This is a genomic window from Pseudomonas sp. PDM13 (genome assembly GCF_025685765.1).
Lineage (GTDB): Bacteria > Pseudomonadota > Gammaproteobacteria > Pseudomonadales > Pseudomonadaceae > Metapseudomonas > Metapseudomonas solani.
Genome location: NZ_JAOTQU010000062.1, coordinates 1 through 442 on the forward strand (window position 1 = coordinate 1; position 442 = coordinate 442).

Here is a 442-nt window from a genome sequence, read left to right on the forward strand (position 1 = left end):
GGGCTGGGGCATGCGGCCAGGCAACCGGGCTCGGCGCAGTGCATGCAGCCGTCCTTGCGGATCAGCCATTCCAGGTTGCCGGCGTCGGTCTCGTGCTCGGTGAAGCGCATCAGCGTCCAGGTTTCGGCGCTGAGGTCCTGCGGGTTTTCGTAGGTGCCGTGGTTATGGCCGACCTCGTCGCGCAGTTCGTTCCATTCCGAGCAGGCAACCTGACAGGCCTTGCAGCCAATGCATTTGGTGGTGTCGATCAGCTTGGCGACTTCCTCCATGCCGCGTACCGAGGGCGCGGGCGTGGTGGTGGCCGAGCGGGCAATGATGTCTTGGCTGGCCATTTAGACTTTCTCCACGTTGACCAGGAATGACTTGGATTCCGGGGTCTGTGTGTTGCCATCGCCGAGGAACGGCACCAGGGTGTTGGTCAGGTAACCGTGCCGTGTGAGCC

The 442-nt window shown here is 63.1% G+C and carries 2 protein-coding genes; both read right to left on the bottom strand.

Annotated features, from left to right (window positions below; translation table 11 throughout):
- On the bottom strand, window positions 1–332 hold a 332-nt coding region (locus OEJ36_RS30395; protein ID WP_263404652.1), incomplete at its 3' end, for a 4Fe-4S dicluster domain-containing protein.
- Window positions 333–442 (bottom strand): hypothetical protein (locus OEJ36_RS30795; protein WP_411861074.1); only part of this gene is annotated, 110 nt, incomplete at its 5' end. It abuts the gene before it with no gap.